At 57.6% G+C, this 24,350-nt stretch carries 27 protein-coding genes and 1 tRNA gene; 16 read left to right on the forward strand and 12 right to left on the reverse strand.

Features of this window, described 5'->3' with window-relative positions:
* Positions 1 to 8: 8 nt before the first annotated feature.
* The 5 genes from BFQ01_RS25120 to BFQ01_RS25140 all read left to right on the forward strand — a co-directional run bounded on the left by BFQ01_RS25120 (position 9) and on the right by BFQ01_RS25140 (position 4,189).
* Positions 9 to 1,070, forward strand: a complete 1,062-nt coding sequence (locus BFQ01_RS25120) for an acyl-CoA dehydrogenase family protein (RefSeq protein ID WP_065927335.1) — start codon at positions 9 to 11, stop codon at positions 1,068 to 1,070.
* Complete coding sequence (locus tag BFQ01_RS25125) at positions 1,067 to 1,870, forward strand: ABC transporter ATP-binding protein (RefSeq protein ID WP_065927336.1); 804 nt, start codon at positions 1,067 to 1,069, stop codon at positions 1,868 to 1,870. The genes BFQ01_RS25120 and BFQ01_RS25125 overlap by 4 nt, the downstream gene beginning before the upstream one ends.
* The gene (locus tag BFQ01_RS25130; RefSeq protein WP_065927337.1) at positions 1,857 to 3,056 is read left to right on the forward strand and encodes an ABC transporter substrate-binding protein; all 1,200 of its coding nucleotides are present in this window, start codon (positions 1,857 to 1,859) and stop codon (positions 3,054 to 3,056) included. The genes BFQ01_RS25125 and BFQ01_RS25130 overlap by 14 nt, the downstream gene beginning before the upstream one ends.
* Positions 3,053 to 3,820, forward strand: a complete 768-nt coding sequence (locus tag BFQ01_RS25135; RefSeq protein ID WP_065927338.1) for an ABC transporter permease — start codon at positions 3,053 to 3,055, stop codon at positions 3,818 to 3,820. The genes BFQ01_RS25130 and BFQ01_RS25135 overlap by 4 nt, the downstream gene beginning before the upstream one ends.
* A 180-nt stretch (positions 3,821 to 4,000) precedes the next feature.
* Complete coding sequence (locus BFQ01_RS25140) at positions 4,001 to 4,189, forward strand: hypothetical protein (RefSeq protein WP_027606724.1); 189 nt, start codon at positions 4,001 to 4,003, stop codon at positions 4,187 to 4,189.
* Between the two features lie 8 nt (positions 4,190 to 4,197).
* Here the strand turns inward: BFQ01_RS25140 and BFQ01_RS25145 are convergent, their stop codons facing one another.
* Positions 4,198 to 4,578 carry a fe2+ zn2+ uptake regulation protein gene (locus tag BFQ01_RS25145; RefSeq protein WP_065927339.1) on the reverse strand — a complete coding sequence of 127 codons (381 nt, stop codon included), beginning with the start codon at positions 4,576 to 4,578 and terminating at the stop codon, positions 4,198 to 4,200.
* A 236-nt stretch (positions 4,579 to 4,814) separates the two neighbouring features.
* On the opposite strand from BFQ01_RS25145, the gene BFQ01_RS25150 reads away from it, so the two are divergent.
* Positions 4,815 to 7,103 (forward strand): bifunctional acylase PvdQ, encoded by a 2,289-nt coding sequence (locus BFQ01_RS25150; protein WP_065927340.1) that lies wholly within the window; start codon positions 4,815 to 4,817, stop codon positions 7,101 to 7,103.
* Positions 7,104 to 7,315: 212 nt separating this feature from the next.
* Positions 7,316 to 7,389 (forward strand) — tRNA-Cys (locus BFQ01_RS25155).
* Positions 7,390 to 7,874: 485 nt separating this feature from the next.
* On the opposite strand, the gene BFQ01_RS32475 is transcribed toward BFQ01_RS25155, so the two are convergent.
* The 11 genes from BFQ01_RS32475 to BFQ01_RS25205 all read right to left on the reverse strand — a co-directional run bounded on the left by BFQ01_RS32475 (position 7,875) and on the right by BFQ01_RS25205 (position 15,783).
* Positions 7,875 to 10,124: an NACHT domain-containing protein gene (locus BFQ01_RS32475; RefSeq protein ID WP_141691304.1), complete on the reverse strand. Its 2,250-nt coding sequence runs from the start codon at positions 10,122 to 10,124 to the stop codon at positions 7,875 to 7,877.
* 382 nt (positions 10,125 to 10,506) lie between these two features.
* Positions 10,507 to 11,571 (reverse strand): tyrosine-type recombinase/integrase, encoded by a 1,065-nt coding sequence (locus BFQ01_RS25160; RefSeq protein ID WP_065927341.1) that lies wholly within the window; start codon positions 11,569 to 11,571, stop codon positions 10,507 to 10,509.
* 3 nt (positions 11,572 to 11,574) lie between these two features.
* The gene (locus BFQ01_RS25165) at positions 11,575 to 11,811 is read right to left on the reverse strand and encodes a DUF4224 domain-containing protein (protein WP_065927415.1); all 237 of its coding nucleotides are present in this window, start codon (positions 11,809 to 11,811) and stop codon (positions 11,575 to 11,577) included.
* The gene (locus tag BFQ01_RS25170) at positions 11,811 to 12,353 is read right to left on the reverse strand and encodes a phosphohydrolase (protein ID WP_065927342.1); all 543 of its coding nucleotides are present in this window, start codon (positions 12,351 to 12,353) and stop codon (positions 11,811 to 11,813) included. The genes BFQ01_RS25165 and BFQ01_RS25170 overlap by 1 nt, the downstream gene beginning before the upstream one ends.
* Positions 12,350 to 12,571 carry a hypothetical protein gene (locus BFQ01_RS25175; protein ID WP_065927343.1) on the reverse strand — a complete coding sequence of 74 codons (222 nt, stop codon included), beginning with the start codon at positions 12,569 to 12,571 and terminating at the stop codon, positions 12,350 to 12,352. The genes BFQ01_RS25170 and BFQ01_RS25175 overlap by 4 nt, the downstream gene beginning before the upstream one ends.
* Positions 12,568 to 12,966, reverse strand: coding sequence for a hypothetical protein (locus BFQ01_RS25180; RefSeq protein WP_065927344.1), 399 nt, complete (start codon positions 12,964 to 12,966; stop codon positions 12,568 to 12,570). Before BFQ01_RS25180 ends, BFQ01_RS25175 begins: the two co-directional genes overlap by 4 nt.
* A gap of 89 nt (positions 12,967 to 13,055) precedes the next feature.
* On the reverse strand, positions 13,056 to 13,376 hold the full coding sequence (locus BFQ01_RS25185) for a pyocin activator PrtN family protein (RefSeq protein ID WP_065927345.1): 321 nt from the start codon (positions 13,374 to 13,376) through the stop codon (positions 13,056 to 13,058).
* The gene (locus BFQ01_RS25190; protein ID WP_065927346.1) at positions 13,373 to 13,840 is read right to left on the reverse strand and encodes a hypothetical protein; all 468 of its coding nucleotides are present in this window, start codon (positions 13,838 to 13,840) and stop codon (positions 13,373 to 13,375) included. Before BFQ01_RS25190 ends, BFQ01_RS25185 begins: the two co-directional genes overlap by 4 nt.
* 162 nt (positions 13,841 to 14,002) lie before the next feature.
* The gene (locus BFQ01_RS25195; protein ID WP_065927347.1) at positions 14,003 to 14,293 is read right to left on the reverse strand and encodes a phage antirepressor KilAC domain-containing protein; all 291 of its coding nucleotides are present in this window, start codon (positions 14,291 to 14,293) and stop codon (positions 14,003 to 14,005) included.
* A 9-nt stretch (positions 14,294 to 14,302) separates the two neighbouring features.
* The gene (locus BFQ01_RS25200; protein ID WP_065927348.1) at positions 14,303 to 14,860 is read right to left on the reverse strand and encodes a hypothetical protein; all 558 of its coding nucleotides are present in this window, start codon (positions 14,858 to 14,860) and stop codon (positions 14,303 to 14,305) included.
* Between the two features lie 266 nt (positions 14,861 to 15,126).
* Positions 15,127 to 15,783: a LexA family transcriptional regulator gene (locus tag BFQ01_RS25205; RefSeq protein ID WP_065927349.1), complete on the reverse strand. Its 657-nt coding sequence runs from the start codon at positions 15,781 to 15,783 to the stop codon at positions 15,127 to 15,129.
* A 98-nt stretch (positions 15,784 to 15,881) separates the two neighbouring features.
* On the opposite strand from BFQ01_RS25205, the gene BFQ01_RS25210 reads away from it, so the two are divergent.
* The 9 genes from BFQ01_RS25210 to BFQ01_RS25255 all read left to right on the forward strand — a co-directional run bounded on the left by BFQ01_RS25210 (position 15,882) and on the right by BFQ01_RS25255 (position 24,348).
* Positions 15,882 to 16,070, forward strand: a complete 189-nt coding sequence (locus BFQ01_RS25210) for a Cro/CI family transcriptional regulator (RefSeq protein ID WP_053130838.1) — start codon at positions 15,882 to 15,884, stop codon at positions 16,068 to 16,070.
* A 273-nt stretch (positions 16,071 to 16,343) separates the two neighbouring features.
* A complete protein-coding gene (locus BFQ01_RS25215) occupies positions 16,344 to 16,853 on the forward strand; it encodes a phage regulatory CII family protein (protein ID WP_065927350.1) in 510 nt (169 codons plus the stop codon).
* A gap of 207 nt (positions 16,854 to 17,060) precedes the next feature.
* Entirely contained in the window at positions 17,061 to 19,283 is a 2,223-nt protein-coding gene (locus BFQ01_RS25225) for a VapE domain-containing protein (protein ID WP_065927352.1), read from the forward strand.
* Positions 19,280 to 19,639: a PA0613 family protein gene (locus BFQ01_RS25230; RefSeq protein WP_065927353.1), complete on the forward strand. Its 360-nt coding sequence runs from the start codon at positions 19,280 to 19,282 to the stop codon at positions 19,637 to 19,639. Before BFQ01_RS25225 ends, BFQ01_RS25230 begins: the two co-directional genes overlap by 4 nt.
* A 516-nt stretch (positions 19,640 to 20,155) precedes the next feature.
* Positions 20,156 to 20,455 carry a hypothetical protein gene (locus BFQ01_RS25235; RefSeq protein WP_065927354.1) on the forward strand — a complete coding sequence of 100 codons (300 nt, stop codon included), beginning with the start codon at positions 20,156 to 20,158 and terminating at the stop codon, positions 20,453 to 20,455.
* Between the two features lie 58 nt (positions 20,456 to 20,513).
* A complete protein-coding gene (locus tag BFQ01_RS25240) occupies positions 20,514 to 20,858 on the forward strand; it encodes a phage holin family protein (protein WP_065927355.1) in 345 nt (114 codons plus the stop codon).
* 19 nt (positions 20,859 to 20,877) lie between these two features.
* Entirely contained in the window at positions 20,878 to 21,609 is a 732-nt protein-coding gene (locus BFQ01_RS25245; RefSeq protein ID WP_141691305.1) for a hypothetical protein, read from the forward strand.
* A 209-nt stretch (positions 21,610 to 21,818) separates the two neighbouring features.
* Positions 21,819 to 22,313, forward strand: a complete 495-nt coding sequence (locus tag BFQ01_RS25250) for a hypothetical protein (RefSeq protein ID WP_065927356.1) — start codon at positions 21,819 to 21,821, stop codon at positions 22,311 to 22,313.
* Positions 22,252 to 24,348, forward strand: a complete 2,097-nt coding sequence (locus tag BFQ01_RS25255; protein ID WP_083244934.1) for a phage terminase large subunit family protein — start codon at positions 22,252 to 22,254, stop codon at positions 24,346 to 24,348. The genes BFQ01_RS25250 and BFQ01_RS25255 overlap by 62 nt, the downstream gene beginning before the upstream one ends.
* The last annotated feature ends 2 nt before the right edge of the window (positions 24,349 to 24,350 follow it).

Here is a 24,350-nt window from a genome sequence, read left to right on the forward strand (position 1 = left end):
AAACATGAATGCTTGACCCGATCTTGAGCCGTTGGCTCGATGTTCAAGCGCAGGCCCTGGATGTGGGCAGTTGCGATCCCCAGGAAGTGCTGCCACGGCTGGCAGAGGCCAACATACTGCGTATCGGTGTGCCAAAAGCCTTCGGCGGCCTGGGCGGCGATGTGGCCGGCGCCGTCGAGGCCATCGCCCATGTCGCCAGCCATTCGTTGGCGGCGGCGTTTGTGTGCTGGGGCCAGCGCTCGTTTATCGAGTATCTGCTGCAGAGCCCGAATGAGCGGCTGCGCGAGCAATTGCTGCCGGACCTGCTCAGCGGCAGGCTGGCGGGGGCCACCGGTTTGTCGAATGCCATGAAGTTCCTGTCGGGCATCGAGACGCTGCAGATCAGCGCCGAGCCCACCGATCACGGCTGGACCCTCAACGGTCGCCTGCACTGGGTGACCAACCTGCGCAAGAACGGCTTTGTCGCGGCGGCGGCGGTCGAGCATGCCGGCGGCGGCGCGCCGTTTATCCTGGCGATCCCGGATTCGGTGGCTGGCCTGCAACGTTCCGGCGACCTGGAACTGCTCGGCCTGCAATCGAGCAACACCGCAGCCCTGGGCCTGGAAGGTGTCGAGCTGAGTCGCGAGTGGTTGCTGCACGAGGATGCACGCAAGTTCCTGCCGGCCGTGCGCCCGGCGTTCCTGGGTTTGCAGTGCGGTATGTCGATCGGCCTGGCCCGGCGCTCGCTGGCGGAAGTCGCCCATCACCTGGGCGCGGCCCGCACGGTGCTGCGCGAAGAACTCGAAGGGTTGCGCGGGACCTTGGATCACCTGGTGACCGAGCTGCAGAATGGCCTGCTCGCCGGGCGCTTCGCCGCCGAGCCGGTGGCGCTGTTCAAGTTGCGCATCGGCCTGGCCGAAACCGCCGCCAGCGCGGTGCAGCTGGAACTGCAGGCCAGCGGCGGCAAGGCCTACCTCACGGCCCATGGCAGTGGGTTTGCGCGGCGCTGGCGGGAGTCGGCGTTTGTGCCGATCGTTACGCCCAGCCTGGTGCAATTGCGCACCGAGTTGCAACGCCAGGCCAACCTGTGAGCCCGGTGGTATTGAGTGCCCGGGGCATTGGCCTGGGGTACGCCGGCGGCCCGGTGCTGCAAGGCTTCGACCTGCAATTGCAGCGCGGTGAAGTGGTGTCGATCCTGGGGCCCAGCGGGGTCGGCAAGTCCAGCCTGTTGCGGGTGCTCGCCGGCTTGCAGGCGCCCCAGGATGGCAAGGTGCAGGTATTGGGCGAGCCGTTGAGCGGACCCCATCCACGTGTCGCCGTAGCGTTCCAGGACCCCAGCCTGCTGCCCTGGTTGAGCCTGGAAAAGAACGTCGCGTTCGGCCTGGATTTCGCCCGCCAGCCGCACCTCGGCGCTGATGAGCGCCGCCGGCGCGTCGACCACGCCATCGCGGCGGTTGGCCTGGAGCACGCCCGCCAGCAATTTCCGGCGCAGCTGTCCGGCGGCATGGCCCAGCGCACCGCGTTGGCCCGTTGCCTGGCACGCCAGCCCCAGGTGCTGTTGCTGGATGAGCCCTTCGGTGCGCTGGATGAAGTGACCCGTGCCGATATGCAGCACCTGTTGCTCAAGGTCAACCGTGAGCAGGGTTCGGCGGCGGTGTTGATCACCCATGACATCGACGAAGCGCTGCTGTTGTCCGACCGCATCCTGCTGCTGGGCAACCGCCCGGCGCGGACGCTGGGCGAATGGCGCATCGACCTGCCGCAACCACGGGAAGAACAGGTGGAAGCCATCGGCGCGCTGCGCATCGAGATTCTTAAAACCCTACGGCAGGCGAGCCGCCCTCAACCCCAACCCCTTGACCTGCTGGAGCCCAGCCATGTGCCTGGATGACCTGACCCACTCGCGCCGTGACTTTCTCAAACTTTCCGCAGTCCTCAGTGCCGCCGGCGCCTTGCCGCTGCTGGGCAGCCTGCAGGCCCGCGCCGCCAGCGAGCCGGATGCGCCGGTGCGCATCGGCTACCTGCCGATCACCGACGCGACGCCCTTGCTGGTGGCGCATAACAACGGCCTGTTCGAAGCCGAAGGCATCAAGGCCGAGCGCCCGGTATTGCTGCGCAGTTGGGCGCAGGTGATCGAGGCGTTTATCTCCGGGCAAGTCAACGTGATTCACCTGCTGTCGCCGATGACCGTGTGGGCGCGCTATGGCAGCCAGGTGCCGGCCAAGGTGGTGGCGTGGAACCATGTGGGCGGTTCGGGGCTCACCGTGGCACCAGGCATTACCGAGGTGAAGCAACTGGGCGGCAAGTCGGTGGCGATCCCGTTCTGGTATTCGATCCATAACGTGGTGGTGCAGCAACTGTTCCGCGACAACGGCCTGACCCCGGTGGCGCGTGCCGCCGGCAGTGCGATCGGCGCCAATGAGGTCAACCTGATCGTGCTGCCGCCTTCGGACATGCCGCCGGCCCTGGCCAGCCAGCGCATCGACGGTTATATCGTCGCCGAGCCGTTCAACGCCCTGGCGGAGAACCTCAAGGTCGGGCGTGTGCAGCGGTTTACCGGTGACGTGTGGCGCAATCACGCGTGCTGCGTGGTGTTCATGCACGAACACGACCTGAACAATCGCCCGGAGTGGTCGCAGAAAGTCGTGAATGCGATCGTCAAGGCCCAGGTGTGGACCCGTGATAACCGCGCAGAGGCGGTGAAACTGCTGTCCAAGGACGGCCCGAACCGCTACACGCCACATGCCGAGCCGGTGTTGAGCAAAGTCCTGGCGCCAGCCGCTGCCGACCGCGCGGCCTACCTGGCCGATGGCGCGATCCGGCATGCCGACTGGGACGAGCACCGCATCGACTTCCAGCCCTATCCATTCCCCAGCTACACCGAGGAATTGGTGCGACGTTTGAAGGACACGCTGATCGAGGGGGACAAGAAATTCCTCGCCGATCTGGACCCGGCCTTTGTCGCCAAGGATCTGGTGGATGACCGCTTTGTGCGCAACGCCATCGAAGCGGTGGGCGGCATGGGCACCTTCGGCTTGCCCGAGGGCTTTGAGCGGACCGAGGAGATTGGCGTTTGAACAACCGCAGAGTCCCGGGCTGGTTGCTCGGGTTGAGTGGCCTGGCCGGCCTGTTGTTGCTGTGGTGGCTGGGGGTGAAGGTGTGGGGCGATGGGGGCGGCCTGGCGGCGCGCTTTTCGCTGGCCGCCACCTTCAGCAGCCTGTGGGAATTGCTGGGGCGCGGTGAGCTGTATCTGCATATTGTCGTGAGCCTCAAGCGCATCTTCGTCGGGCTGTTCCTGGCCTTGCTGGTGGGGGTGCCGCTGGGGCTGCTGGTGGGCAGTTCGCGCAACCTGGAAGCGGCGACCACGCCGGCCTTCCAGTTTCTGCGGATGATCTCGCCGCTGTCCTGGATGCCCATCGTGGTGATGCTGATGGGGGTAGGGGACCAACCGATCTACTTCCTGCTGGCGTTTGCTGCGGTGTGGCCGATCATGCTCAACACCGCCGCCGGCGTGCGCCAGCTCGACCCGCGCTGGCTGCAGTTGAGCAGCAGCCTGAGCGCCACGCGCTGGGAAACCTTGCGCCGGGTGATCATCCCCGGCGTGGTGGGGCACGTGCTGACTGGCGTGCGGCTGGCCATCGGGATCCTGTGGATCGTGCTGGTGCCGTGCGAAATGCTCGGGGTCAGCGCGGGGCTTGGCTACTACATCCTGGATACCCGTGATCGCCTGGCCTATTCGGAACTGATGGCGATGGTGTTGCTGATCGGGCTGCTGGGGTTTGCCCTGGATGCGCTTGCACGCGGGTTGCATCAGCGGTGGGTGCATGGGGGGAGCCAGTGAAGGCATGGCCTGAGCCCGGCGGCCCACCGCCGTCGGGGTGAGCGGCACACCGGAGGAGCCAAAGCTTTTCATCACCTGTAACATAAGACCCTGTCGACCCCGTGCATCCCGTCGCCGGGTATGTGCCTGGCGTGTTCGGCGATACACAGTGAATACATTCTTCCGGTTCAGGAACCCGTCATGACCCAAAAGCAACGCTTGAAATACTCGATCCTGATCGCCCTGGCGGTACTGGCGACGATGTTTGGCCTGTCCTACCTGCAGAACATCGGGTTTATCAGTGAGAAGACGTTCCAGACCATCGCCATCGCCGTCGCGGTCGTCGTGGTGGTGATCAACGGCATCATGCGCCGCAAGGTCAAGCTTTAAGGTCCGCCTCAGCTTCGAGCGTCGAGTACCTTGGCAGCCTCTTCATGGAGGCTGTAGCTTTTATCCGCGTTAAGGGTGATCACGCCTTCGCTGCACAGGCGCTTGAGCACCTCGCGCACACTCAGGAACGACAACGGGATCCCCAGCTCCAGCAAATGGCTGTGCACGCCACGTACCCCCAGGGTGCGCTGGTTGTCGGCGGCGGTGAGCAGGGCGTCGATGACCTTCAGCCGGATCAGGCTGGTGCGCAGGCCGAAACACTTGAGCAGGTGGCGAATACGCTGGTTGCCTTGCTGTTCGGGGGTTTTGCCGAACGCTTGGGCGCCGTTGCCAAATTGGCTGTCGGCTGCGGGTGAATGTCCGTCCGTGGGCACTTGCGGGTTGTACATGCAAAAACTCCTTATCAGAGCCTGATCAGGAAAATGATGGCGCTCTTAGTCAATAAGACGAACGAGCGTGCAAAATCATGAAGGGTGTGATGTAGAAAATTTGTCGGTATCGGCTTTGTCACATCTGCAGCGCCTCGGATAAACCCGCTCCAGGGTTAAATTTCTCCCGGTTTTTTGCGTCTTTACGGTGGGGTGGTTACCCCTGTGAGGGTGTTCAATTTGACTGCGGAGTCTGTGTGATTATTTCCAATGGGTTGGCCAGGGTGTGCGTGACGGGGCTGTTGCTGGGGGTGAGCCTGGCTGCAACGGCACGGGAGTCGACGACGCAGGCGTCGGCGGATATCCGCCGCACCAGTTTCGGCGTGCCGCATATTCGCGCCAATGACGAGCGTGGCCTGGGCTTCGGTATCGGTTACGCCTATGCCCAGGACAACCTGTGCCTGCTGGCCAATGAAGTGGTTACCGTTAACGGCGAGCGGGCCCGGTACTTCGGCCCCGAGCAGTCGACCCTGGAAGAGCGCAACAACCTGGCCAGCGACGTGTTTTTCACCTGGCTGAATACACCGGGTGCGGTGGCGGCTTTCTGGAAGGCGCAAAGCCCGCAGATCCAACAGCGCATGCAAGGCTACGTGGCCGGCTACAACCGTTACCTGAAAGAGCAGGGCGCACCCGCCCAGTGCCAGGCGGCCTGGGTGCGGCCGCTGGTGGTTGAAGACCTGGTGAAATTGACCCGCAGATTGTTGGTGGAGGGCGGTGTCGGCCAGTTCGCCGAAGCTCTGGTCGGCGCCGCGCCGCCTCAGGCCTCCGCGAGTGTGCAACCCAGCGCCAAGGCATTCGAATTGGCCGCCGCCAATCAACAGCGCTTCAGCCTGGATCGCGGCAGCAATGCCGTGGCGGTGGGCCGCGACCGTTCGTTCAATGGCCGTGGCATGTTGCTGGCCAACCCGCATTTCCCGTGGGTGGGCGGCATGCGCTTTTATGAAATGCACCTGACCATCCCCGGCCAGCTGGATGTGATGGGCGCCGCGCTGCCCGGCCTGCCGGTGATCAATATCGGTTTCAACCAGCATGTGGCGTGGACCCATACGGTGGACACGTCCAAGCACTTCACTCTGTATCGCCTGACGTTGGATCCCAAGGACTCCAAGCGCTATATGCTGGATGGAAAATCCATCCCCCTGGAAAAAACCTCGGTGACGGTCCAGGCCAGGCAAGCGGACGGCAGCGTGACGCCGGTAACCCACTCGGTCTACAGCTCGCAGTTCGGCCCCGTGGTGCAATGGCCCGGCAAGCTGGATTGGGACACTCACCACGCCTTCAGCCTGCGCGATGCCAACCTGGGCAACGACCGCGTCCTGCAACAGTGGTACGCCATGAACCGTGCCACGAGCCTCAAGGACCTGCAAACCTCGGTGCACACCCTGCAAGGCATCCCGTGGGTCAATACCCTGGTCGCCGATGACCAGGGCCAGAGCCTGTACATGAACCTGTCGGTGGTGCCCAACGTCAGCGCGGCCAAACTGGCGCAATGCAGCGACCCGCGTGCCGGCCTGCAGATGATCATGCTCGACGGTGCCCGCAGTGCCTGTGCCTGGGACGTCGACCCGCGTGCCGCCCAGGCCGGCATCTTCCCCGCCGACCAGTTGCCGCAGCTGGAGCGTAGCGACTACGTGCAGCACTCTAACGATTCGGCGTGGCTGGCCAACCCCAAGGCGCCCTTGACCGGCTTCTCCCCGGTGATCAGCCAGGACCACATCGGCCTCGGCCCGCGCGCACGCTTCGCCCTGCAACGCTTGCAATCCCTGGAGGCGCAACCGATCAGCGTCGCCGACCTGCAAAACATGGTCATGGACAACGAGGTGTACCTGGCCGGCCAGGTCATGCCCGACCTGCTGGAATTCTGCGCCAAACACCTCGGCACCGACGCGACTGCGCTGAAGTCGCTGTGCACCAGCCTCAACGACTGGGACCGACGCGCCAACCTCGACAGCGGCCTGGGCCTGGTGCACTTCATCAATTTGGTTGAAGACCTGCAGCAACTCCCCGATGCCTGGCGCGTCGCGTTCGACCCGGCCCAACCCCTGACCACCCCACGGGGCCTGGCCATCGAGCGCGCCCCCGTGGCCAAGGCCCTGCGCGAAGCCATGCTGGCCTCCAGCGCAGCCGTGGCCCAACTCGGCCTCAACGCCGACAGCAAATGGGGCGATATCCAGGTCAGCGGCCAAACCCCGATCCACGGCGGCCCGCAAGCGCTGGGGATCTACAACGCCATGCAAACCGTGCCCCGGGCCGACGGCAAGCGCGAAGTGGTCAGCGGCAGCAGCTACCTGCAGATCGTCACCTTCGACGACCAGGGGCCTCACGCCCAGGGCGTGCTCGCGTTTTCCCTGTCCAGCAACCCGGCATCCCCCTACGCCAAGGACCAGACCCAAGCCTTCGCGCAGAAAAAACTCCGCCCACTGCCGTTCACCGACGCCCAGATCAAGGCCGACCCGCAGTACCAGCAGCAGCTCATCAAGGAGTAGGGCAGACGCGCAACCCCTTGATGCCAATACGAAATATTTTTGAAATCAAGGGGTTGCAGGCAAAAGCAAATGAGTACATAATGGCGCCCATCGAACGCAACGAAGCATTAAAAACTTCAATGTATTCAATGAGTTAGAGTAGAGGCAGGGTTCTATGGCCCACTCAAGTTTTTATACGGTGAATGTCAGCGGCAAGGGCATTGATCGTTTGAGGCCGAGTAGCAAAATGGTTATGCAGCGGATTGCAAATCCGCCTACGCCGGTTCGATTCCGACCTCGGCCTCCACTCTTAAAGCTCCGTAGATCAATGGTCTACGGGGTTTTTTATTGCCTGCGATTTGATCATCGCTTCCGCAACTTTTCGGATCGCTTCCGCAACTCTACCTTTTTTGGGAAACTCAAGAGACCGTTATCGGTATGGCTCTCCTCGATTGAGCGTGGGATTGTTCTTGAGGCCAAGGAGCCTAAACGTGTACTCACGGCCATTAGCGGTCAGTCAGCCTCTCCCGAGAACTGACCATTCAGGATGGAAAGCACTGAACTCATTTAGTCACGGCTCCTCCCGTCGACCGAGACTGATACTGTCCGTCAACGACGCTCCAGGGAGCGGCATTGACGGTCTATGCGGTGAATTTGAGGACTACTTGGGCAAACCGTGTGTTTTAACTAACAGTTATGCCTGAAACTAATGGCATGACCGCATAGTAGGAAGGTAACCGACGTGCTTTCTCTTACTTTCGGCCGGAGTACCAATATACGGTAACTACATCTCTATTGCTTTAGGGTAGACGCTTCTTTCCAGATCGGATCTTCGGAAAGAGTTAGCTCAGAACGAATTTTATTCATTCTGTCTGTATACCTACGAATAGGTTTATATACCCAGCCATCATCTCCCTTGGCTCTATCTATAAGGCCGTCCCGCAAAAGCATTTTGATAATAGAATCTACTAGTTTTGGGCTAAACTTTTGGCCGTAACCACCCTTTAGCAGAGATGCTTCTTCTCTTCCACCACCAGGCTGGAAAAAAATCTTATGAATTATAGAAAGAAACAATTTTTGAGCTGGAGGTAGTACGCTTTCTTTGATTCTTGAGGCATTGGAAATGCGCTCGTAGTTAAAAGCTTCAGTGTTTGTAACCCAGGCTGGAAAGCCTTGTGAATCTGAAACCCCAAGTGCGTGTGAAACAATGCATCCATCAATCACCACGCCATCTTGTACTGTTATTGGTGTTCCCCCAAGGAATAAATGTTCAATTTCGGAGTCCTTGATTACCAGATTTTTTATTACTCGAGCACTAAGATTTAACACTGGGAAGACTGAACCAGACAACTGAAGCGACTGAAAATCCAAAGGATCTCCACCAAAAACTGTTAGTATTGAAACTATTTCGCCAAGCTTTTTTGTATTTCGGCTATTGCCATTTTTTCTTATATATGAAAAGCAATGCTGCTCCAGGTCGAAAACTCTAATTGTTTGTGCGGCATGAAATGCCCCAAGATGCCGAAGTGATTGGCACCATTGAACTTGATCGTGTATATCCTTCATATTAATAACGTCTGCCACAAGTGCTTCCGCACGAAGGATGTCAAGAACATTAAGATCAAGAAAATGTCGATCAGGAGACTCCGGCTCTATCCTGCCGAGGGTGCACATTCTTGAAAGGAGTTGGCGACCACTTTGGTCTGGAACTGATCCTACTACCGCTTGGTAGGCCGTATCAATATCACTAGGGGAAAGTCGGCCATTGGCTGTGACTGAGTAACGGGTAACGGACGCTAATCTATGAAGAATCGCGTGAATTGTTTGAGGGGCGATCGAACCGCCCACTCCACTAGACTCACGTCTACAAACTGCGTGAATAAAGGTACCCCAGAATTCATACTCACCATGCTGGCGATTTAATATAATGCTAACGTCTGCCGGGTCTAGCTCAACGAGGAGCTGGAAAACTAACGGCTTCCGAGGTAACCACTCAGGCACAAGGGACTTAATGCCGATTGTTTGTAGGTATTTGTTTCCTTCATCTTCTGAGAACTCTTCCGGCGCCTCAATACACTCAGTGTTAGATCCATCAGATAAACCGAGGCTTTCTAGCATTTCCTCGCTACTATCGAAGAAATGAGAGCGGCCGGTTATTAGTATTCCCGTTTTTCCACGAGTAATTAAATCGCGGACGCCTTGTACTGCTCTTCGTCGAAGGCTTTTTCTGTCTTCAACTCTCGCGTCGTGAACTTGAGTGCCGATCTCATCAAACCCGTCTAGTAGTAGGATGAGTTTTCCAGAGTTAAGGAGTCGAATGACATTATCTATAGAGCTACCGATGCCGATAATGCCGAGGTGTCCTGCTATAACCTCTAACGCGCTTGAGCTGCTCCAGTGATCTCGTAGATTTATTGCCAGAGGGTAAGCGCCTGATTCTCTTGTTCGCGTTCTTAGTAAGTCATATACCTCACGTACACACCGACTTTTACCAGTCCCATAATCTCCGGTCAGTACAATATTTTGACCGCGCTGCAAACTTGCGGCAATATTTTCTACCGTGTATTTTTTTGAGCCATCTGTTTCAGAATACCGAACATGAATGAATTCGCGAGGATCATTCGCACCTGTCTTTGAATCTACGGCACTTCCAAAAGGAGATCTTTTTCGCAAAGTGTCGTAGGAAGCGAAATCAAAAAAATCTTTACTAAACTCATCGGCCGAACACACCTTTATATGGCTGCTTTTGCCGGCTTCAATCATACTGAGGGTAGGCTCATCTTCTAATACGATGTAAGCTCGGCAGATTATACCCTCAACTGCTAATCTGATTTTCGTAGGTTTTATCTTGTTGAGGTCATCACGCACCTTTTGAAGGGTTCTTTCAGTAGTTACTTCTATAATGATAACTTCATCATCGGAGATGCGAATAACACTATCAAAATCCACCCCATCAATATGTTCTGCTTTGCAAGGTGCCCCCCACTTTAGTGAGGCGATCGCGCGAACGTATTCTTCTAAGTTCTTCCATGTAGCAGACATATCTCAGCACCTGCGGACAGATAAATTGTATTAACTCATATGCGTTGCATGAGGCAATCACTATGTTTAATGTTGTGGGTGTTGATCTCGCAACATTTACATCCAACAGCGAAGCTGATCAACCGTCAATAACCTTGCGTTTAAAGGTTTTGCAAAATCCATTTCCCTACTCCGTTGTACATTCACCCGATCGGGACAGTAGAGGCGTAACGCTACTATGCCTTAATCCAATTCTGATACTGGTTTTTTATCCACGCTGGATGCATGTCCAGATCAATGAAGTGTGGGTCGTCCGCTCGGGCTTTTCAATCCTTTAGTTTTCCAACACAACCAGATGACTGCTTTTTGGCCGTTTTCTGCCTATCGTACAAGTAGCAACGGGTCATTTCGTAGGCTTCACAATTTCACCTACTCGCCGATATACCTTCTTGGTCATTTCCTCTGTGGAGTGACCTAGTAGGCGGCTCGCGTGCGTTAGCTCGATCTCGCTAGCAGCTTTGGGCCGGATGTCCTTGAATTGAAACTGACGAATGCTCGTTGCCAGCACGGGATCACCATCAGCTGACGCTTTGATTGCTGCCTTCTCTCGTGCATCGTCCCATCGATTACGCAGCATCTGATGGCTCATTCGAAGTCCAGAAGCGTTTGTTATCAAGGTTGACGTGCGAATTCCATTGACGGCTCTGCGTTCTTGCAGGTCGTCGATAAAGCTACTCAGGCCGGATTGGATTCCGCCATCCTCCAAACGAAGACGGAGACGTTTTTCGGTCTTGCCCTGACCAATCAGCAAAAAGCCATTGTTCAAGTCGGTGGCTGCAATCTTGAGCACGTCGGCGGGACGTTGGCCGGTCAGGTAGGCTAGATCCATCGCGTCCTTGAGCTCCTGTACCGCTTGCGCGTATACCGCGTTCCATACGGTTTCACCGGCATAATAGTCCCGTGGCTTTTCCTTGTTGCGGCGAACGCCAAAGCAAGGGTTTGCTTTGTCCGTCAGCCCCCATTCACGTGCAATGGTAAATGCATGGGAGAGCAGGGCGATTTCACGGTTGGCTCTCACCTTGGCTGTCCTAGCGTCACGGTACTGGGCTACTACCTGAGGCGTGATCGATTCGATGGGGGCGCTTTCAAATGCTCTCCTGAGTTGCTTGAGTTCTTTGCGGTTGTCGGACTGGGTACGAATCGACTTGCCCGGGATGATTTCCTTTTCGTAGCGATCAAATACATAGCTCATCAGATGATTGGGCTTGGGTGGTGTCTTGCGTTCCAGCCTGGCCCACTCCACTTTGGCCTGATCGAGGTCTGTACCGAGTGGGATTTCTTTCCGCTTCCCGTCGGCAGTCCTTCCGTCGTAGTAATACGACGTCCAAGTCTTTCCAGTCTTACCCTTGCGAATGCGCCGTATCATCCGGGGCGGCAGATCTCGATTGGCTGTACCTTTCTGGCGCATTAATCAGCTCACATTTGCGAGATCGAGCGACCAGGTTTCAGTCACGACATTGGCAGCGGAGGGTTTGACACCTGACAGTTTCAGTCTGGCATAAATGCGGCCTACTATCGGACGATGAGCGCCTGTCAGAACAAACTCCCAGTGGTTTGCGGTCAACCAATGGACCTGCTTGGACGGAATCTGATAGCCGGTGATGGTGGCCAGCTCCTCGTCGGTGAGGGTTTCACTTTGTAATTCCATCATGCCGCGTTCCTCCGGTGTTCGATGGCGAGTTGGTCCATCAGGCGCTGGTGGTAGGTGAGTCGGGCTTCTGCGGCAGGCCATGGCCGAATGGTTTCAGTCCTGGGTTCTATGCCTACCAAGCAATCCCAGATAGCCAGATCGGTTGGCATCAGGTCGCGGCGTTCGGTGGCCAGCGCAATCAAGTCGGCCTGGTGAACGCAAGCAGGAAGTTCTGCAGCGATGTCGAAGCGCTGGCACACGCGTTGCCAAACCCAGTCTTCGAAGTCTTGGTATGCATGTATCCACTGCTTAAGTGGCTTGGTCATGTCGCCTAGGTACGCCTCTGGCGCATCGTGGAGCAAGGCAGCGAGCTTGTGTTCTTCCGGTACCAGCTCGGCGACGATGCAGCTATGTTGCGCCACACTGTAGAACTCGCGGGTGTGCCCGTTGAAGCGGCAGAGGTGTGCCAGTGAGTGGGAAATATCCCGTGGATCGATCATGTCGGCGTCAGGTTCGAAGAGGTCAAAACGCTTGCCGGTGTGGGTGAGGATCCAGTTCATGCTGCCTCCTTCACGAGGTCGGCCAGCAGCAGGGCGTCGTCTGTTGCTTTGTGCAGATCGCGCAGTCTGTTGTAGCCGATGAGCGCTCTCAACTGACGGTCGAACTCTCGGTTGCGGCGAGTTATGTCGTGCAGTTCCTTAATCGCCTTTGTGTATTGCTGTTGTAGCGTTCCAGCGGCTTGAGGCGTCAGCCGCAGCATCGGGATGGCGCGGCTCATGTCACATCCTCCTGGCGGAAGGCATTCAACTCGTCGGCCATGCTCAAAGCGTGGTCGCGCAACATGAGTGCTTGAGTCGCGTGGCCTTCCGATTTGATGGCGTGGAAGAAATCGGCGGCCAGTTTGAGTTTCCCCGCGATGGCCGTCAGGATCTGACGGTCCTGGGGTTCCCTGATCAAAATCAGTTCCAGGCGCTCACATCGCCGTGTGGCGTTTTCGAGAGCAGTTGCGGACGACGACTCGCCCTCCTCAATGCCCTGGATGTAGCCCTTAGCGTGGCCGTCGTCGTAGCCTTCGCTCCAGCCGTCCTTTAAGCCGCCTCGGTACCCGACCCAATACAGAATGGCGAGTGCAATTACGAAGCTGATCAATGCGAAAATTTCAAATGCAGTCATGTGGTTTGCTCCTTCTGTTGTGTTCCGCTTAGCTGGTGGTGCAGCGGTTGCGGTGGTGCGGCTGTTATCGAAGTGTGTCGGTAAAAGAGTCATCGCTCGTCTGGCTGGGGTTGAGCGTTTGTCAGCTCCTCGTCTGCGGCATCGGCCTGCGTATCAATGAAGATGGCCAGATGGCGGATGTCGATAAAGCGGGGGCGCTTGGCGCTGGTATCCAGAGTGGTGATGGGTAGCGCTACACGGCCGCTTGTCAGTGCACGAGTGAAGTTGTCCTGGTTGAGATTGCTGAAGTAGCGTTCACGGACCTGTTCGACGGGTACGAGCAGATCCCCGAGCGTTCGGTACAACAGGTCAACGGTCTGACTTCTGGGCGCTATCGGTAGGCGCAGTTCGCGCTGTACGGAGGCCGTCATGCTGCATTCGCCTTTTCTACTTGGGCCTTGAGCGTGGCGAGCGTCAGCTTTCCGGGCTTACGGTGCGGCGCTGCTTTGGCATGGGGTTGGTTACTGGCTCGAATATCGCGGTTTATAGCTGCCAGGGCTGTGCGCGCTGTGTTGCCGAACGCCACGAAACGCGGCAGTGGAGAGGTGCTGTCTAGCGGTTCCAGCACGGCACCTAGCTCAACTCCCTCAATACCGTAGCCAAGGCGCAGCATGGCGCGCGCCCGGTAGTTGGGGCCGAGATCAATGACGAGCTGGTCGAGAGCTGCAGCTAGTTGTAGGTGCTCCATTTGCAGCGGTGCGCCGGTGATGGTGAGGGAAACGCCGGCGGCTGTGGCGGCCAGTGTGAGGTTGGCCAGAATTTTTTCGGGCGTACGACGTTCTTCGGGCAGGTTCAGCAGCTCGATCAGTAGGGTGTCAATCAGCTTGCGGTCCATGTGTGTTCCCTCGGGGGTGGTTCCAGGCGATCTCAACGTGGGTGCGTACCAGATCGCGTAGGTGCTCCGGTACTTCTGCCAGCGCGGCAATGCGTTCCTCTCGGGTTCGCATCGCCGTGATCTGGCGGGCGTACTGGCGCGGCCATGCTTCAGGCTGTCTCATTACGCGACTTCTCGCGGGTCAGGCACGGCGGGTGGGGCTGGGCGCTCAATACCGATCTGCCTGGCCAGCCAGGAAATACCAATGTCGGTCACGCGCGTGGTGCGCTTGTATTGCATGCCATGCTTCTCGTGAAACCAGCGACTCTCACGGGTGACCAAAAAGTCTTTGGTCAAGGCAGGGTTGGTTGGCAGGTTGTGTTGATCCAGCAAGCCTTTGTCGCGCATGCGTTTCATCAGTTCGCGGTGACCCAAACCTAGGCGTTCCGCTACGCGTTTGAGGGATAGGCTCATGACGACACCTCACGCGGCGGCTGCGAGGCTATTGCGGTAGCCCTGCAGGAATTGGTTGAGGTTTTCAGCCAAGATTGCGTAGGCGCGCTGGTTGTCCGCGGGCAGGGTGAGCACGCATCCGGCGGCGTCGAGTTCAAGCTTGGCGATGTAGCCGCCACGTGGGTTGCGCTGGATCTGTACAGAGGGATCCAGTTCGTCAGCGATCAGATGGTAAATGCCGCGCCCACGTCGAATTGCCAGACGTAGGATGGCCTCTATATCACCGACAGCCTCATGCTCATCTACATCGGGCACGCCGGTAGGGTTGAGGCCGTTCGCGATACCTTCAATGAAGCTAGCGACACGCGTGGCGTTGTTTTTGCGGTGCTTATCGAGGGTGACGGAATTGAGCGTCCCGCAGATCTGCACCAATACTGTGATGCCGGCGGTGCACTGATAGATCTCGACCTTAGCCGTTACGGTTTGGCCGCCATCACGCGAGTGAAGGGTGTGATTGAAGGTGCCGCTAAGGGTTACCTGGGCCTGCAGGCGAATATACGCACCGGCATTGAGAGACAGTCTGCTCATGCTGCGCGCCCTCCATCATCTGGATTGAAGGGCGCTGGCATGTGGCTGGTGGCAGCTTTGCGTTTGGTGGGTGCGAAGGTGCAGCCGTGGATTACGGCTAGGCGGCGCACCTCGAAAATACGGCTGGGTGGGCACGTTGGGAGTACGTGCAAGGTTGCGGTTTGCATGGGGATTGCCTCGCTCTGTGGTGGGAGAGTGAGGCAATTAAAGTTCTCTTAACTTTTTAAGTCAAGACTGCTTAATCTATTTTGTTAAGAGACCTACAGCTAGAGGGCTCCAGCGTGCCATACGGCCCGTCCGATGATGAGTAGATGACCAATGCTTGTGTCGGTAGCGCTCTCATCCGGATAGGCGCGTTTGTCCTCGTTGTCGCTTCGAATGATCCAACCGTTGGTGAGCGTGTGGACTAAGCGCTTGATGCTGATGTCTCCGTCTGGGCGCTGAATTGCATAGATTCTGCCGTTCAATGGCTCCCGCTGGCCTTCGTCAATCAGCAGCACATCATCATCAGCAATGGTCGGGAACATGCTCATTCCTGTGCTGTAGATGACCTTGAGGTTCTTTTCCTTCAAGCCCATTCGGGTAAGCCAGTCTCTCCTAAACATTAGGCCGCCGAGGTCTTCTATGTGGTGGTTTGTGTGACCCGGGCCTGCACCCGCCTTGGCGGTGAATTGGGGAATCAGCACATGGCCCTCCTCGAGGGCGCCGGCGTCATATTTGTCCCCTATGCCTTCGGCAAGCCACTGTGCTGAGAACCCGGTAGCGCGTGCGAATAGGAAAAGATTTTCAGCCTTGAGGCTCCCGTCTCCCTGGGCTAACTGGCTAATTCTGGCAGCACTCAGGTTGGACTCTATGGCCAAGACGCTGGCTTTCTTTCCGCACTTGGAAATGGCGTATGCGATTCTTTCTGCTGGAGTATTCATTAAGCTAGCTTAAGGCTTACTTTGTTTGGAGTCCTTCATTTGCTTGCCAAATAAGTTAAGTCTACTTACTGTATTGGGCAGGCAAACAGGAGAGCACCATGCTCACGACAGAAGTAATCGCCTTCTTCGGAGGGAAATCTAAAGTGGCTGCGGCTCTGAAAGTCTCCCCCGCTGCAGTATCGCAATGGGGCTCTGAGCCGCCGCAGTCACGCCAGTATCAGGTTCAAGTGCTTACAGATGGAAAGCTCAGGGCGACAGATAAAGCGTCAAGCCAGCAGGCCGCTTAACGAAGTAAAAGGCAGAGCGGCGCGGAGCAAACCAATACAACGCGCCGTTCCACCACCCCTCAAGGCACGGATGCCCTGGGTTGCCTGCTAACCCACCACGGTCTGCAGGCTGCAACGGAAGGGCACATGCGGAGCGTGTGCCTTGCCATCGGGGTGCAGCCGGGTTTTCTACCACAGAGCAACCGGCTGCATGCGACCACCTGTGAGTGACCACAGCACAACTGTACCAAACAGGCATGCAGCGGTCACTGGCAGAGTTTTTGGAGTTTTGCCATGAACCGTAAACAGTTCAATTCCAATGAGCGCGCACGGCGTTCGCTGTTGACTCTACCGCAAGCTTTGCTCCACGCCGCACGTGATTATCCGGGCGGCGCCACTGCCATTGCCGCTATCGACGGCGGCAACGCCACCACCCTCAATCATAAGCTGAGCCTGACCAATACCAGCCACACGCCTAACATTGGCGATCTTGAATTGGTGCTAGATGCCACGCGCGATCCGCGCATTGTAGATGCGTTGCTGCATCCCATCGGCTGGGTGGGAATCGACGTTTCTGAGTTGAGCGACACCGACACGGCGCAGTCGCTAATGGCAGGCATTGGCGAGTTGCTTTCTCGTGAGGGGGAGTTAGCCACGCATGTATCGACCTCATTGTCCGATGACAAATTGGACGATGACGAGCTGGCTGAGTTTGAACTGCTGGCCGAGCGCATGGTGCAGGCTGTGTTCAAGTTGCGCGCGGTACTCCGCAAGATGCATGCGGAGGATCTGACCTATGTCTGACAACGCAGATGTTGCTGATAACGTCATTGCTCTTAATCTCGCAGTGGCCATGGCCGCCCGACCTATTGCCAATCCAGGTCAATGTACGCTCGAGTGCGTGGACTGCGGGGATGTCATCCTAGAGGCTCGGCGGTTGGCAATGCTTGATCGCGGCTGCACGCGCTGCACTGACTGCCAGGAGCTGGCAGACCAGCGTGGGGTACGGGCATGACCAATCACGAACTACTCGATGATGTGTTGGCCCAGTTGCAGGACTACGGGCTTAAACCAGAAACCCCATTGGTGATTGGTAAGCGAACGCGTTGCGAGTGCGACGGTGACAAGGCCCCGGAGAAAACGGGTTGGTATGTGATCTATGAGCATCTGACGGGGGATGGAAAAACACTGTATTGCGGCGCGTTTGGCGATTGGCGTCAGGGTGAAAAAGGCAGCTGGCAGAAGATCAAGCCTAAGGGCGGGCGGCTAAGCGCTGAAGATCGAGCAGTGATGCGCGCCAGGGCCGAGGAGGGTCAGCGCAAGGCCGCCTTGGCTGAGCACCGAAAGCACCGCACTGCCGCCCGGCGCGCTGCTGGTATGTGGAAACACCTATCTGAAAAGGGTGGTTCGCGTTACTTGGATACCAAGCGGGTAGTCGGTATTGGTCTGCGTTACAAGGCGAAGAGCGGTACTGCTTTCGTGCCGATGCGCAATGTGAAAGGCGATATTGTCGGGCTACAAGTGTTGTACCCGGAAAAGCAGGCTGCTACGGGTCGGAACAAAACCTACTGGCCGTACGGTTTGGCGAAGGAAGGCTCATTTCACCTGATCGGCCCAGAGCCCGAACCGGGCGATGTGATTTTGATCGCTGAGGGATACGCGACCGGCGCCAGCCTGCACATGGCGACCTCACTGACGGTGTGCATTTGCTTTGATGCCGGCAACCTGCTGCCGGTGGCACAAGCCATGCGCACAAAGTATCCCGGCCGGCAGCTGGTGTTTTGCGCAGATGATGATTGGAAGACTGTAGTGAATGGGCACCCGTATAACGCGGGGGTAATCAAGGCTGGCAATGCGTCGGTTGTGGTCGGTGGGCAGGTGGTTATGCCGGTATTCGACAACGACCGGGAAGACGGCTGGACGGACTTTAACGACTTGCACTGTGCTGAGGGCATGGACACGGTGCGTCGCCAGGTGTTGGCGGTGGTTCGACCTTCTACCGATGAGGGGTGGCGTGAGAAGCTGCAGTACTCTGAAAAAGGAGGATTGATCGTACACCCGTTCAACGTGGCATTGATTCTGGGTAACGATAAACGCTGGGCCGGAGTAATCGCCTGGGATTCGTTCAGTTCAAAGACGCGCAAGTTGCGCACGCCTCCGTATGGCGGGGGTAAGGGGGACTGGACCGATCTTGACGACATCCGGGTAGCACTGTGGCTTGCTGATGTTTACGGGCTACGGGTGAAAACTGCCCACGTTGTTGAGGCTGTAAGTGCGGTGGCGAATGACAACGCCTACCACCCGGTGCGTGAGTATCTAGAAAGCCTTGAGTGGGATGGCGTGCGACGCCTTGAGCGTTGGTTGCAGGATCGGCTGGGTGTTATGGATAGTTCGTACACCCGCAAGGTGGGCAAACGATGGCTGATTTCTGCGGTGGCACGCGTGTGTCGGCCTGGCTGCAAGGCTGACTCAATGTTGATTTTGGAAGGCTCGCAGGGCGAGGGGAAATCCACCGCTGCGCGGGTATTGGGCGGCGAGTGGTTCATGGATACGTCATTTGATCTGAGCAGCAAAGACGCCTATCAGGCGATCCGGGGCAAGTGGATTGTGGAGATGGCCGAGCTGGACTCACTGAACAAGGCAGAGTCGACCAAGGCCAAGCAATTTGTCTCATCGCCCATCGATACCTACCGCGAGAGCTATGGCCGGCGGATGCTGGATGTTCCCCGGCAGAGCGTTTTTATCGGCACGACCAACCAGGATGAGTACCTGAAGGACGATACGGGCAACCGCCGTTACTGGCCGGTGATGTGTACCAAAGTGGATCTTGAGGGCTTGCGAGCCGACCGTGATCAACTCTGGGCCGAAGCGTTAGCCTGTTTTCGCGCGGGTGACATATGGTGGGTGGAGCGCGATGAGGCTGATGTTTTTGCCGCTGAGCAGGATCAGCGTTATCAGGCCGATATGTGGGAAGACCTTGTGGTCGGCTACCTGGCCGACAAGCATATTGGCGATACGGTGACAGGCGCGCACTTGCTTGAGCATGCGCTTAACATCGATCCAAGCCACTGGGGTAGACCCGAGCAAATGCGCATCGGCAAGATTATGCATCGGATGAATTGGCCCCGCCGGCGCAAGGGTAACTGTGTGCGTGGTGTGCGCAGCTATGAGTATGTGAAACCGCCGGAGTGGAAGCGAGGGTCGGCGGTACCCAGGCAGGAGACCGCATTTTGATCCCGGAAATGGATGAGATGTTGAAATTGTGGGCGCTCGACATGCACGGTGGCGGTGGCCCTGACGGATCTGCCAACAGTATGTTGGGTCAATTGATCGATTGCCGGGGGGAATTGATTCGAGGCACACGCGGCGGTTCGAAGATTCTGCTGCCATGGAGTGCAGACATTGAGGTGATCGTAAACAAGCGTCTGTCCTGGCATCTGGCCCAAGTGGTGCAAGAGCATTACCTGAACCGTGAAAGCGTAGAACGCCAGAAATGGGCGCACTGCGGGTGTGGTCGAACGCAGTTCTATGCGCGCTTACACTCGGCACATCTGGAGATCGCAGGCATGCTGCTGGAGCGCGTAGCTTGATGGCGCGGCGCGTCCCTGTGCGGCCTGCTAGTGTTTTGGCGGGTGGGTCAACTGCGCGCCGCGTGTTAATTGATGATGGCCCACCGTCCCACCGTTTTTGCATCTTTCCCGCATGTGACGCACACACCCACATACGCGCGCGCGTACGCGCAGCGTTTATTAATTCTCCCTTTACATGGAAAAAGTAATAAATAGTAGGACGGAGGGGCGCCGCTTTGATTTATCGGTGTTTCAGACGTCGCGCCTCTCTTGAAATCAGTGGGACAGGAGGGTCCATGCCTGCGGCGCTAGAGCCAGTAACGTTATATGTCCGTTGATTGCTGGTGTATTGCCGTTGATTGAAGGGTGGCAGCGCTGAGCTCTTGCTGCCACCGGACTGGAGGGGTATAAATCAGTCATGTTCAAAGAGGTACGCAAACAGCGATCTCACCAAAAACCCGGCCTTTGCGCCGGGTTTTTTCATTTCTCCTCAGACGTACTACTTCGTACAGACAATTTTTCCTTTGGAACTGAGAAATGGAACGAGATCAGAGGCTGTTGGTGAAAATCTTAGACGTCTGCATCAAGGACTCCGATGACTGGAAGCTCGATTTATCGGGCAAGGATATTCGCAGCAAATTCTCCAGCGCCGAGTGTGTCCATTGGTCCGGTGTAGTCGTGGATGGCCATATCGAGCTGCTTGTAGATTTGGGTTGTATCAATGTTGAAGGGGAAGCTCCGGATATACGTATCCAGCGCGTCACCAATGCGGGATATAACTATCTCGACAGAAGCAGAAGGTTGAGTTCGCGTAGCAGTGAACTCCCCATCCACTAGACAACAACGTTTTTGAGCCCTGCCTAGCGCAGGGCTTTTTCGTTTACGGAGTAGGCCAATGACGAACGAACAGCAAGCGCTGGCAGAAATGCCGATCTGGTTAGTGATCGTCCTGGCCCTGGTGGGCGGTGTGTCGGGCGAGATGTGGCGAGCGGACAAGGAAGGGACGCGTGGCTGGGCATTGATCCGCCGATTGGCCCTTCGGTCCGGTGCCTGCGTGGTGTGCGGAGTGTCGGCCATCATGCTGCTGTATGCGGCAGGCATGTCGATCTGGACCTCGGGCGCACTGGGATGCCTCACCGCCATGGCAGGCGCAGACGTAGCGATCGGGCTGTACGAGCGCTGGGCGGCCAAGCGCCTGGGGCTGCGTGAAGCACAAGCCAACGGTGAAGCTGGACCATAACCATCCAGAGGCAATGACCATGATGCGACTTGAGATGCGTGACAACATCGACAAGATCGTCAGGGAGATGCGTGGGCTCAGCAAGTCGAAGGTGCCAATAGCTGCTGCCAAAGCGCTGACCTTCACCGCCGAACGCGTCCAGGCAGCTGAGAAGGCCGAGCTTGAGCGAGTGTTCGATAGGCCCACACGGTGGACGCTCAACTCGGTCTTCAAGCGCAGTGCCACGACCAGCCGCCTGTTTGCCCGTGTGTGGATCAAGGACGAAGCCAGCTCGGGTGTGCCCGCGTCCAAGTACTTGCCGGTCCACATTGACGGTGGCAACCGGCCACATAAGCGATTTGAGAAAGCGCTGATCCACTACGGCTTGATGCCAGCGGACATGTATGCCGTCCCTGGTCGGCGTGCCAGGATGGATGGCAACGGCAACATCAGTCGCGGCCAGATCGTGCAGATCCTGTCTGCACTCGGAGCAGCTGAGCGGGTGTCGGGCTTCATGGCCAACCGCACTCAGCGCAGCCGACGCCGCAACCGCAACGCACCGGACTATTTCGTGGGTCGGCCTGGCACCGGCACCGGCCCTTTGGGTATCTGGCAGCGGATCGGCAGCGGGGCACGGCCCATCCTGATCTTCGTCAAGCGCCCGACGTATCAGCGGCGCTTTGACTTCTACGGGGTAGCCAATCGCGTCGCCGAGGCCGAGTTCGAGCCGCTGTTCCGACGTGCCCTGGCACGGGAGATGGAGCGAGGCTGACCTCTTGTCGGCTTCGTGCATTTCTCCTAAAAAAGTGGCGATTTTTCAATGATTTGTCGGGGTTTTGGCTTGACAGGTCGACCTGCGACCCAAAATCAATGGGTCCTTCCAGGCCGCGGGGCCATTGGGGTAATTCGAACCCCGACTTTTTTGCAGATTCAACCCGACATAGGGGGTTCCGCTTCCCCTTGAGTAACAGGACCAGACCAATGCCGACCCAACTTGAAATCGCCGAGCACCTGGATATGAGTGAGCGGGCGGCGCGTGATGTGCTCAAGCGGTTGAACCTGGACTGGCAAGCCGTAAGCCTTGCCGATATTCGTACCGCCTATATCCGTGATTTGCGCGAAAAAGCCGCTGGGCGCGGGGGCAGCCAACTTGAACGGCTCAACAAGGCGCGCATTGATGACCTGGAAATGAAGGCGGCAAATGGGCGGCTGGTGTATCACGAAAAGTTGCGCACATTGATCCCGGCAGATGATGCTGAACAGGTGCTGGCCGATTGGGCCAGTTACGCCAATCTTGAATATCTGGGCTGTATTGAGCGACTCATACAGGACATCGACAACGTGCTGAAAGTCACGGTAGATCGAGCAGGGGTAAACAAAATTGTTGGACCTACACTCGAGCGAATTGCAGGCTATGCGCAAAACCTTGGCACGCAGCTTGTTGGCAGCAGCGACGAGGTTCAGCCCGCCGCGTGACATCCCGACGGCGCAGTATCTGAGTACCGAATTTCACTTACCTGCTGAGGGTGCAGTGTTGCGCGGCCTCTATGATTTCCAATACACACCTTACTTTCTTGGCGTTGCCGCTGCTCTGGACGATCCAAAAGTCCGTGAAGTGGATCTGATGAAAGCCGCACAGATCGGCTGGACCTGGTTCCTGATAGGCTTTCTTTTCAAAGTGATTCAGCACCTGCCGCGTCCGATCTTGGTCCTGTTTCCCAGGGAAAAAGATGGCAAAAACTTTCACGATGAAAAGATCTTCTTCGGCGTCAACGTCAACAAAAAAGTAGCGAAGTTGATGCCGGTCAATACCAGTAAAACCGCTGGCAACCGCTGGGACCACAAGAATTTTCCCGGCGGGTTTCTTAAATTGGTGGCATCGAACTCTCCCGGTAACGTCAAATCCACGTCATCGGTGGGTTTGTCAGTGGTGGAAGAACCGGACGACACCAGCGACGACGTTAAGGGGCAGGGGGATGCGGTCGCCCTGCTGGAGGAGCGCGGTAAGCGTTATCCCGGTTCAAAAATGTTGGTGGGTGGGACGCCTGCTATCAAGGGCGCGAGCAAGACCGAGGCGCGGTTGGCGCTTACCGACTGCCGGGTACTGCCGATCATCTGCCATGCCTGCGGCCAGGCTCACGTATTGGACTTTGCCCACATTCGGTGGCTCGATATTCCAGAGGAGGCACAGCCCCACGAGATTTACGGGCGTGCGGATCCGGAAACGGCTGGCTACGCCTGCCCGCACTGTGGCGATATTTGGGACGATTACCAGCGAAAAGAAAACATCCGCAACACGGTGTTCAATGCAATTGACGCGGGCGATCCTTATTGCGGTTGGGTGCCGACCAAACCTTTTTTCGGGCGCGCTGGATTCATTGAACTCAACGAACTCTACGCATGTTTGCCCGGGACCCACCTGGCCGAAATTGTTCGCGAGAAACTCAATGCAGAACACCGCGCATCGCTGGGCGACCTATCGGTGTTGATCAAGTTCGTTAACCAGAAACAAGGCCGTGCCTACGAGTACAAATCCGATCTGCCTGAGGCCGATAAACTGGCTGAGCGAGCGGAGGACTACCCGGAAATGTTTGTGCCCATGGGGGGCCTGGTGATCACCGCCGGTGTCGACGTGCAGCACGATCGCCTGGCGGTGGTGATGCGGGCCTGGGGCCGAGGCGAGGAATCCTGGCTGATCTACTGGGGCGAGATTTACGGCGAGGTGGTACTGCCTAACCTGGGCGTCTGGCTGGATCTGGAAAAGTTGCTGTTTGCGCCGATTCCACATGCCTGCGGTGCCAAACTGAGGGTGATGGCTACTTCGCTGGATACCTCGGACGGCACCATCACCCAAGACGCGGCGTATGCGTTCTGTCGTAAGCATCAGCGCAACGGTGTGATGGCGATCAAGGGCGCGAGCGAGCGTGGCGATACCCGTGCCGATGAACGAATGGAGATCTTCAGTGCGCCTCGGCAAGGTGTGGATACGGACAAAGAGCAAAAGGCCTCGAAGTACGGTCTGCGCCCTTACATTGTCGGTACCTCGCGGGCCAAGGATCTGTGGATTGAGGGCCGGCTGCCATTGACCGGTGATGGCCCTGGTCGGATGCACTTTTACAAAACGGTGCGCCCGGATTATTTCCGGCAAATCACCGCCGAAGTGAAGGCGCCCAGCCGGCGTCACCACTACCGCAAGGTCTGGCAGAAAAAGGCCGGCCAACCGAACGAAGGTACCGACTGCGAGACGTATGCGTTGCACGCGGCCCGCTCCCTGAAAACGCACTTAATGCGCGAGCATGACTGGGCTGGGCTCGATGCACAGATCCGGCAAGGTGCGTTGTTTGACCCGCCCGAGCCGGATCAATCCGAGCCAGATCCCGATTCAGAAACGGACGGGACCAGTCCGGCCCCCGCACCACCAGTCGAACCACCCGATCTCCCGCCCTCTGGCGGGAGAGTTGTTTCTGGGCGCCGTAGTGCAATGCGCGTGCTCTCCCAACGCAGGAATTAATT

The organism is Pseudomonas sp. 8 R 14, from assembly GCF_900005955.1.
GTDB classification, from domain to species: Bacteria; Pseudomonadota; Gammaproteobacteria; order Pseudomonadales; family Pseudomonadaceae; genus Aquipseudomonas; species Aquipseudomonas marginalis.